This window comes from Achromobacter sp. Marseille-Q0513 (assembly GCF_018195695.1).
Lineage (GTDB): Bacteria > Pseudomonadota > Gammaproteobacteria > Burkholderiales > Burkholderiaceae_B > Achromobacter.
This window is the reverse complement of the sequence record NZ_JAGTJY010000009.1, coordinates 56,550-65,656: the sequence shown is the minus strand read 5'-3', so window position 1 is coordinate 65,656 and position 9,107 is coordinate 56,550. Positions and strand designations below refer to the sequence as shown.

At 67.7% G+C, this 9,107-nt stretch carries 7 protein-coding genes and 1 pseudogene; 4 read left to right on the top strand and 4 right to left on the bottom strand.

Annotated features, from left to right (window positions below):
* The 4 genes and pseudogenes from KDH83_RS04070 to KDH83_RS04055 form a co-directional block, all read right to left on the bottom strand.
* Positions 1-321 (bottom strand): annotated as a pseudogene (locus KDH83_RS04070) (multidrug transporter); the annotation flags it as partial.
* Between the two features lie 3 nt (positions 322-324).
* On the bottom strand, positions 325-501 hold the full coding sequence (locus KDH83_RS04065) for a hypothetical protein (protein WP_212312927.1): 177 nt from the start codon (positions 499-501) through the stop codon (positions 325-327).
* Positions 498-3,632 carry a multidrug efflux RND transporter permease subunit gene (locus tag KDH83_RS04060; RefSeq protein ID WP_212312926.1) on the bottom strand — a complete coding sequence of 1,045 codons (3,135 nt, stop codon included), beginning with the start codon at positions 3,630-3,632 and terminating at the stop codon, positions 498-500. The genes KDH83_RS04065 and KDH83_RS04060 overlap by 4 nt, the downstream gene beginning before the upstream one ends.
* Positions 3,633-3,700: 68 nt before the next feature.
* A complete protein-coding gene (locus KDH83_RS04055) occupies positions 3,701-4,834 on the bottom strand; it encodes an efflux RND transporter periplasmic adaptor subunit (RefSeq protein WP_212312925.1) in 1,134 nt (377 codons plus the stop codon).
* 208 nt (positions 4,835-5,042) lie between these two features.
* Here KDH83_RS04055 and KDH83_RS04050 point away from each other — a divergent pair, with 208 nt between their 5' ends.
* From KDH83_RS04050 to KDH83_RS04035, 4 genes are all read left to right on the top strand, one after another.
* Positions 5,043-5,609 (top strand): TetR/AcrR family transcriptional regulator, encoded by a 567-nt coding sequence (locus tag KDH83_RS04050; RefSeq protein WP_212312921.1) that lies wholly within the window; start codon positions 5,043-5,045, stop codon positions 5,607-5,609.
* A gap of 134 nt (positions 5,610-5,743) precedes the next feature.
* Entirely contained in the window at positions 5,744-7,120 is a 1,377-nt protein-coding gene (locus KDH83_RS04045) for an aminotransferase class III-fold pyridoxal phosphate-dependent enzyme (protein WP_212312919.1), read from the top strand.
* Positions 7,120-8,181, top strand: coding sequence for a peptidogalycan biosysnthesis protein (locus tag KDH83_RS04040; protein WP_212312917.1), 1,062 nt, complete (start codon positions 7,120-7,122; stop codon positions 8,179-8,181). The genes KDH83_RS04045 and KDH83_RS04040 overlap by 1 nt, the downstream gene beginning before the upstream one ends.
* Positions 8,166-9,089 carry a hypothetical protein gene (locus tag KDH83_RS04035; RefSeq protein WP_212312914.1) on the top strand — a complete coding sequence of 308 codons (924 nt, stop codon included), beginning with the start codon at positions 8,166-8,168 and terminating at the stop codon, positions 9,087-9,089. The genes KDH83_RS04040 and KDH83_RS04035 overlap by 16 nt, the downstream gene beginning before the upstream one ends.
* Positions 9,090-9,107: the final 18 nt, after the last annotated feature.

Here is a 9,107-nt window from a genome sequence, read left to right as displayed (position 1 = left end):
GGCGCGCGGCACGGGGGACAGGGCGCGCGCCGCCTCGACGTTGAGCAGCGTCTTGCGCAGATCGCGATTATTGGCCAGCGCCGTCTCGATCAGCCCGCGCAGCGACGGGTCGGTCACGAAGTCGCGCCATTCCAGCGTGGCGGCCGACGGGCCGGCGCCGGACGTGGCGTCCGCCTGCCCCTCGGCGCTCCATTGCTGGGCAATGGGCGCGGCCGGGCGTTCATAGGTGGGCGCCATGGCGCAGCCCGACAGCGCGGCCAGGACCGCCGCCGCCGCGACCAGCGGCTTGAAACGCCGATAAAGATCTTGCAGGGAATTCATCGTTCACTTTCCTTGATTCGTCGTGGGGTGGCCCGCCGTGGCCGGCGCCTCGCGGCGCGCGGTCAGCGCATACCCGCCGGCGCACAGCGCCGCCAGGCCCAGCGCGCTCAGCACGGCAACCATCGCGAAGCCGCCGGCGTCGCTGGCGTTCAACATGGAGAAGACGCTCATGAACTTCATGCCTTGCCCTCCGTGGCCGCGACCGCGTCCGCCTTGGACTTGCGGCCCTTGGCCAGCGACAGCGTCCAGACGAAGAACACCGGCACAAACAGCACGCCCAGGAAGGTGGCGCTGAGCATGCCGCCCAGCACGCCGGTGCCGATGGCGCGCTGGCTGGTGGCGCCGGCGCCGGTGGCGATGACCAGCGGCACCACGCCCAGGATGAAGGCGACCGAGGTCATCACGATGGGACGGAAGCGCAGGCGCGCGGCCTCGATCGCGGCTTCCTTCAGCGAACGGCCCTGCTCATGCAGATCCTTGGCGAACTCGATGATCAGGATCGCGTTCTTCGCGGCCAGGCCGATGATGGTGACCAGGCCCACCTTGAAGTACACGTCGTTGGGCATGCCGGCCACGATCACCGCCGCCACCGCGCCCAGCGCGCCCACCGGCACGATCAGCAGCACGGACGCGGGAATCTTCCAGCTTTCGTACAGCGCGACCAGCACCAGGAACACCACCAGCAGCGCCAGCGCCAGCAGCATGGGCGCCTGCGAGCCCGTGGCCTTTTCCTGGAACGACAGGCCGGTCCATTCGTAGCCGATGCCCGGGGGCAGTTCGCCGATCAGGCGCTCGACTTCCTTCATCGCCACGCCCGTGCTGCCGCCGGCCGCCGCATCGCCGATCAGCTTGATGCTGGGGTAGCCGTTGTAGCGGATCAGCTGGATCGGCGCGTGCTTCCAGCCGATCTCGCTGAAGGACTCCATCGGCACCAGTTCGCCGGCGCGGTTGAGCACGTTGAGCTTGGCCACCGATTCCGGCGTGGTGCGGCTTTCAGGCTGGGCCTGCACGATCACGCGCTGCATGCGGCCCTTGTTGGGGAATTCGTTGACCAGCGCCGAGCCGAAGGCGGTGGACAGCGCCGAGTTGATGGCGTCGAACGGCACGCCCAGGGCCTCGGCCTTGTTGCGGTCGATGCGCAGGTCCAGCGCCGGCGCGTCGGACAGCCCCTCGACCATCATGTAAGAGAAGACCTGCGGGTTCTCGAACACCTTCTTGATCAGGGTTTCGGTGGCCGACAGCAGGGCCTCGCGGCCCAGGCCGGCGCGGTCCTGCAGGCGCAGCGCGAAGCCCGAGGAGTTGCCCATGCCTTCGACCGAGGGCGGCACCACCGAGAACAGCGTGCCATCGGGAACCAGCGCCAGGTTCTGGTTGGCCTGGTCCGCCTCGGCCATGGCCGATTCGCTCTTGGCGCGTTCGGCCCAGTCCTTGAACATCACGAAGCCCAGGCCCGCGTTCTGGCCCTGGCCCGAGAAGCTGAAGCCCTGCACCGTCAGCACGTTGGCGACGGCCGGACGCGTGCCCAGGTACTGTTCCAGCTGCTGGGTCGTTTCCAGCGTGCGCGACAGCGTGGCGCCCGGCGGCAGCTGCACGTCGGTGTTCATGTAGCCCTGGTCCTCGGTCGGCAGGAAGGCCGACGGCAGGCTCGTGTAGACATAGCCCAGGCCGCCCACCAGCGCGGCGTACAGCAGCATCATGCGGCCGGTGCGGGCGAGCAGGCGCGCGTTGGTGGCCGAATAACGGTCGGTCATGCGGGCGAACACGCGGTTGAACCAGCCGAAGAAACCCTTCTTCTCGTGATGGCCCTTTTCGATGGGCTTGAGCAGCAGGATGCTGAGTGCCGGCGTCAGGGTCAGCGCCAGGAAGCCCGAGAACAGGATGGACACGGCCAGCGACACCGAGAACTGGCGATAGATCACGCCCACCGAGCCGGTCATGAAGGCCAGCGGCAGGAACACGGCGGCCAGCACCAGCGTGATGCCGACGATGGCGCCGCTGATCTGGCCCATGGCCTTGATGGTGGCGTCCTTCGGCGACAGGCCTTCCTCGGCCATGATGCGCTCGACGTTCTCGACCACCACGATGGCGTCGTCCACCAGGATGCCGATGGCCAGCACCATGCCGAACATGGTCATCATGTTGACGGAGAAGCCCAGCGGCAGCATCACCGCCAGCGTGCCCAGCAGGCAGATCGGCACCACGATGGTGGGGATCAGCGTGTAGCGCAGGTTCTGCAGGAACAGCAGCATCACCAGGAACACCAGGACGACGGCCTCGGCCAGCGTCATCAGCACCTTGGAGATGGCCACCTTCACGAAGATGGAGGTGTCGAACGGCACGCTGTACGACACGTCGCTGGGGAAGTTCTTCGACAGTTCGGCCAGGCGGGTCTTGATGCCCTGGGCGGTTTCCAGCGCGTTGGCGCCGGGCGCGAGCTGCACGCCCATGGCGGCGGCCGGCTGGCCGTTCAGGCGGCTGGACATGCGGTAGTCCTGGCGTCCCATCTCGACGCGGGCGACGTCGCCCAGGCGCACCGTGGAGCCGTCGGGATTGGCGCGCAGCACGATGGCCTCGAATTCCGGAATGCTGCTGAGCTGGCCCTCGACCATGATGCTCGCGGTGATTTCCTGCTCGGACGGGCTGGGCTGCTCGCCAGTGGAGCCGCCGGAAACCTGCATGTTCTGCGCGGCGATGGCCTTGTTGACCTCGTCGACCGACAGACCGTAGCCGACCAGCTTGGCCGGATCGATCCAGATGCGCAGCGCGCGCTCGGCCGCGAACATCTGCACCCGGCCCACGCCCGGCACGCGCCGGATTTCATTGTTGATGTTGCGAGCCGCGTAGTCGGCCAGGCCGACCTGGTCCTTGCCCGCGTCCTTGTAGGTCAGCGCGTAGATCAGGAGGAAGCTGGAGCTGGCCTGCTCCAGTTGCAGGCCCTGCTGGACCACGGCCTGCGGCAGGCGCGATTCCACCCGCTTGATGCGGTTCTGCACGTCCACCTGCGCCAGGTCGGGGTTGGTGCCCGGCTCGAAGGTGACGGTGGTTTCGGCGACGCCGGCGCTGTTGCTCTGCGACTCGTAGTAGAGCAGGCCCTTGGCGCCGTTCAGTTCTTCCTCGATGAGGCTGATGACGGTGTTGTTGATGACCTCGGCGGACGCGCCCGGATAGGTCGCCTTGATGATGACCTGGGGCGGCGCGACGGTGGGATATTGCGCCACCGGCAGCGAGGAAATGGCGAGCAGGCCCGCCAGGGCGATGAAGATCGCGATCACCAACGCGAAGTTGGGCCGCTTGATGAAGAAATTCGGCATGATGGAATCCGTCTGGGCTCAGGGCTGCCGCGGCGCGGGATGCGGGGCGGCGCGCGGGGCGATCGCGCTCATTGCGCGGCTTGCTGGGCGGGCGCCTGGGCGCCGGCCGCTTGCACGCGCAGCGGCGTGCCGGGCGGGATCTTGGCGGCGCCATCGACGATGACCTGGTCGCCGGCGGCCAGTCCCTGCGTGATCTGCCATTCCGATCCCTGCATGGCGCCGGTCTGCACCGGGCGCTCCTGCGCCTTGCCATCGGCCGCCACCAGCACCTTGGCCTGACCGTCGGCGCCGCGCATGACGGCGCGCTGCGGCACGAAGATGGCGTTGCTCTGCACGCCCTGCTCGGCGCTGACGCGCACGTACATGCCCGGCAGCAACAGCCCGTCGGGATTGCTGAACTGGCCGCGCAGCATCACCTGGCCCGTGCCCGGATCCACCGACACATCGGAGAACAGCAGCTTGCCCTTGGCGGTGTAGCCGGTGCCGTCGACGCGCACGCTGACCGCGGGCTCGGCCTGCGCCCCGGCCGCCGCCTCGCGCAGCTTGAGCAGCGCGTTGGCGGGCTGGCGGAAATCGGCATAGACCGGATCGAGCTGCTGGATCAGCGCCATGGGCGTGGATTCGCCCTGGCCCACCAGGCTGCCCTCGGTCACCAGGCCCCGGCCGATGCGGCCCGAGATCGGCGCGCGCACGCTGGCATAGCCCAGGTCGAGCTGGGCGGTCTTGACGTCGGCCTGCGCCGACACCTGGTTGGCCTTGGCGGTCTGCAGCGCGGCGACGGCGTCGTCGTATTCCTGGCGGCTCACGGCCGCGATCTTCACCAGCGGCTGGTAGCGGTCGGCCAGCGCCTGGGCCTGGCGGACCTGGGCCTGGGCCCGCGCCAGCGCGCCCTGCGCCCGGGCCAGCGCGGCCTCGAACGGGGCCGGCTCGATCGTGAAGAGCAGGTCGCCCTCCTTGACCGTCGCGCCTTCCTCGAAGTGGCGCTTCTGGACGATGCCCGCCACCCGGGCCCGCACTTCGGCCACGCGCACCGGCGAGATCCGGCCCGGCAGGTCGGCCAGGATGGCCTGGGATCGCGGCGCGACGACCAGCGGGGCCACGTCGATGGTCTGGTCTTGCGCCGCCTGGGGGTCCTGGCCGCCGCATCCGGCGAGCAAGGCGGTCAGGCTTAGGGCCGCTGCACTGGCTCTGAACTGGGTCATGTTGTCCTCTGGCATTCCGATGCCGCCCCGGGAGTGAGGCGATTCAGGACCGAATGATATTGATTAGAACAAAATGAGTCAACTTAGATTCATGTTAATTTTTGTAGACTCATTTAATCCGTAGTAGACTAGCAACCATCGATATTTACAGTTAACTGAATCTAATAAGATTCATTTTATCCGACCCTATTTTTATCCGGAGACATCCATGTCCGACCCCCTAGACGACAAGCTGGCGCGCGCGCTGGCGCTGTCGATCGCGCAGCAGCCCAGGGCCAGCCTGCAACAGCTGGCGCGCGCCGCCGGGATCAGCAAGGCCACGCTGTATCGCATCTCCCCCACCCGCGAAGGCGTCATCGACCTGTTGATGACCCGGGCCATCCAGCACCTGCAGGACGCGCTGGCCCGCGCCGACCTGCACACGCCGCCCTATCCGGACGCGCTGCAACGGCTGACCGACGTGGTCGTGCAGGGCCGCGAGTACTACGTGTTCTGGAATCACGCCGAATGGGTGCGCATGATCGACGCCAGGACCGAAACCGCCGACCTGCCCCTGCCCTCGTTCTATGGACAGACGCTGGAAACCTTCTTCCTGAATGGCCAGAAGGCCGGCGCCTTCCGGATCGATGTGCCGGCCCTGTGGCTGGTGCGGGCCTACGACTACCTGCTGTACGCGGCGATGGACGCGGTGCAGCGCGGCGAGATCGCGCCGCTGGGCATGGGCGCCATGGTGCAGAAACTGTTCCTGGAAGGGGCCACGGACGTCCGCGGCTGACGCGCATGGTGGAGCGTTCATGACGTTCCGGTTGCAGACCGGGCCGCGCTCCACATTCCTTCCACAATTCCTCGACAGTCGATCAACCTTGGGCGCGCACACTCGCTCCGCGACTTTTACGGAGATCCGCGTCCATGTCCATCGATACCGCCAGCCTGCTGGCAGATGAAGCCCGCTATTGCTCGTTCGGCGATACGGTGCATTACGTCAACCCGCCCAAGATTTTCACTGGCTGCGAAGGCAGCTACATGTACGACGACGCCGGCACCGCGTATCTGGACCTGCAGATGTGGTACTCGGCCGTGAACTTCGGCTACAAGAACAAGCGCCTCGAACAGAAGATGATCGAGCAGCTGCAGTCCTTGCCGCAGGTCGCCAGCCAGTACCTGCACCCGACCAAGATCGAGCTGGCCAAGTTCATCGCGCAAGATGCGGAAAAGAAGTGGGGCAACACGGGCCGCGTGCACTTCAACGTGGGCGGCGCCCAGGCCATCGAGGATTCGCTCAAGGTCGTGCGCAACGCCAGCGGCGGCAAGAGCCTGATGTTCGCCTTCGAGGGCGGCTACCACGGCCGCACGCTGGGCGCCTCCAGCATCACCTCCAGCTACCGCTATCGCCGCCGCTACGGCCACTTCGGCGACCGCGCGCAGTTCATCCCCTTCCCCTACCCGTTCCGCCGCCCCAAGGGCATGACGGCCGAGGAATACTCGGATTCCATCGTCAAGGAATTCGCGCGCAAGTTCGAGAACGAGTACCACGCCATCTGGGACCCCAAGACCAACCAGTGCGAGTACGCGGCCTTCTACGTCGAGCCCATCCAGGGCACGGGCGGCTACGTCGTGCCGCCGCAGAACTTCTTCAAGGGCCTGAAGAAGGTGCTGGACGATCACGGCGTGCTGCTGGTGGTCGATGAGATCCAGATGGGTTTCTGGCGCACCGGCACGCTGTGGTCGGTCGAGAACTTCGGCGTCAAGCCGGACGTGCTGGTCTTCGCCAAGGCGCTGACCAACGGCCTGAACGCGCTGTCGGGCCTGTGGGCGCGCGAGGAACTGATCAACCCGACCCTGTTCCCGCCGGGTTCCACGCACTCCACCTTCGCCTCCAACCCGCTGGGCACCGCCCTGGGCCTGGAAGTGATGAAGATGACGCACGAGATGGATTTCGGCCGCCAGGTGCGCGAGTCGGGCGCCTACTTCCTGGAAGGCCTGCGCGACCTGCAGAAGCGTCACCGCGAAATCGGCGACGTCGACGGCCTGGGCCTGGCGCTGCGCGCCGAGATCTGCACCGAGGACGGCTTCACGCCCAACAAGGCGCTGCTGGACAAGATGGTCGACATCGGCCTGGCCGGCGACCTGGACTTCCAGGGCGGCAAGCGCGGCCTGGTGCTGGACGTGGGCGGCTACTACAAGAACGTGATCACGTTCGCGCCGTCGCTCATGATCAGCCGTTCGGAAATCGACGAGGCCATGGCCCTGCTCGACCAGCTGATCTCGCGGGCCAAGCGGGCCTGATGCCGGGGCAGTCACTGCGGAACGCACTCGAGCCGGCTGCCCTGCTCGAGTGCTTCCTGGCGCATCCCCCGGAAGGCTTCAAGATCATCGAAGGCCTGCCGCTGCCGGCCTTCGCCGCGCCATTCGATCTGCTGACGACGGCCGACGACGACTTCAAGACGCGCGTCCGCGGCCTGCCGGGCCACGGCTGGTGGTCGCGCTGGCTCACGCTGCGCGCCGCCTTCGTCGGCACCACGGTCAGCGAGTACGCGCTGCTGCCGGCGGCCGCCGATCCCGGCGCGCTGGCGCGGACGCTGCGCCAGGGGCCGGGCAGGCAATACGCCCTGACCATCTTCAAGGACCTGCCGCTGCGCTCGCCGCTGCTGTCCGAGGCCGACAACGCGCTGGCCGACCAGGTCGTCCAGGCCTGCACGGAGCAGGGCTTCGTGGTGCTGGACGGCCAGGCGCTGGCCTACGTGCCCATCGACTTCACCGACGGCGACGCCTACCTGGACCGCCTGCCCAAGGACGCGCGCCGCTACCTGAAGCGCAAGCTGCGCAGCCGCGAGCAGATCGCGGTGCAGCGCGTGCCCACGGGCGAGGCCTACGCCGACGATGCCCGCGTGGACGCGTACTATGCGCTGTACGAGCAGGTCTACGCCCAGAGCGAAATCCATTTCGACCGCCTGACGCGGCCCTACTTCGCGGCGCTGCTGCGCGACGGCGGCAGCGGCGGCATCGTGTTCGAATACCGGCATGCCGAGACCGGCCAGATGCTGGGCTGGAACCTCTGCTTCGACGACGGCGAACGGCTGACCGACAAGTACATCGGCCTGTCGTACCCGCTCTCGCGCGAGATGAACCTGTACTTCGTGAGCTGGATGGTCAACCTGGAATACGCGCTGGAACGCGGGCTGCGGCACTATATCGCCGGCTGGACCGACCCCGGCGTCAAGGCGCTGCTGGGCGCCAGCTTCACCGCCACGCGCCACGCGGTCTATGTGCGCAATCCGCTGTTGCGGGCCGTGGCCCGGCGCTTTTCCAGCCGCTTCACCACGGACAGCCAATGGATCACCAAGTAGAACAATCCGCCCTGCGCCACCCGCCCGTCGTGCTGGACACCGACAGTTCCGTCGGCGCCCTGCCCGGCGAGATCCGGCTGGCGCTGAACGACGACTGGCGCGAGGCGATCCGCTTCGGCTGCCGCCAGGGCGTGCTGCAATCCTGCATGCGCAACCTGACCAGCCGCATGCCGGCCGCCGCCGCCCACGGCACCGTCTTCATGGGCAGCGGCGACTTCCATCCCCGGAGCTGGCCGCTGATCGAGCGCTGCGCGGCGGGGCGCGCCCCCGCCAGCCTGCGCGTGGTGGTGCTGGACAATCATCCCGACAACATGCGCTTTCCCTGGGGCGTGCATTGCGGCTCCTGGGTGCGCCGCGTCGCGCGGCTGCCGCAGGTGTCGCACGTGCACGTCATCGGCATCACCTCCGGCGACCTGGGCGCGGCGCATGCCTGGGAACACAACCTGGGTTCCGTCTGGAGCGGCAAGGTCACCTACTGGAGCACCGGCGTCGATACGCGCTGGTCGCGCTGGCTGGGCCTGGGCGCGCGCTTTCGCAGCTTCCCCGACCGCGCGGCGCTGGTGGAGGCGGCTCGCCAGGAACTGGCGGCCACGCCGATGGATACCTATTTCAGCATCGACAAGGATGCGTTCTCGGCCGACGAGGTGCGCACCAACTGGGACCAGGGCGTGCTGCTGCGCGCCGACCTGAAGACGCTGGCGCAGGCCTTGCATGGCCAGATCGTCGGCAGCGATGTCACCGGCGACGTCTCGGTCTGGCACTACCGGACCGCCTGGAAGCGCTGGCTCAGCGCCGCCGACGGCCAGGACACCGCGCGCCAGGACAAGGAACTGCCGCAATGGCAGGCGCGCCAGAACGCGTTCAACTGGCAGATCGTCGAATTGCTGGACGCGGCGCGCGCGCGCTGAAACCGTCTTGCGCCCGCG

Bases quoted from the DNA above. Each gene is read 5' to 3' on its own strand.
- KDH83_RS04060 (WP_212312926.1), bottom strand. From the start codon at position 3,632: ATGCCGAATTTCTTCATCAAGCGGCCCAACTTCGCGTTGGTGATCGCG.
- KDH83_RS04045 (WP_212312919.1), top strand. From the start codon at position 5,744: ATGTCCATCGATACCGCCAGCCTGCTGGCAGATGAAGCCCGCTATTGC.
- KDH83_RS04050 (WP_212312921.1), top strand. From the start codon at position 5,043: ATGTCCGACCCCCTAGACGACAAGCTGGCGCGCGCGCTGGCGCTGTCG.
- KDH83_RS04040 (WP_212312917.1), top strand. From the start codon at position 7,120: ATGCCGGGGCAGTCACTGCGGAACGCACTCGAGCCGGCTGCCCTGCTC.
- KDH83_RS04055 (WP_212312925.1), bottom strand. From the start codon at position 4,834: ATGACCCAGTTCAGAGCCAGTGCAGCGGCCCTAAGCCTGACCGCCTTG.
- KDH83_RS04035 (WP_212312914.1), top strand. From the start codon at position 8,166: ATGGATCACCAAGTAGAACAATCCGCCCTGCGCCACCCGCCCGTCGTG.
- KDH83_RS04065 (WP_212312927.1), bottom strand. From the start codon at position 501: ATGAAGTTCATGAGCGTCTTCTCCATGTTGAACGCCAGCGACGCCGGC.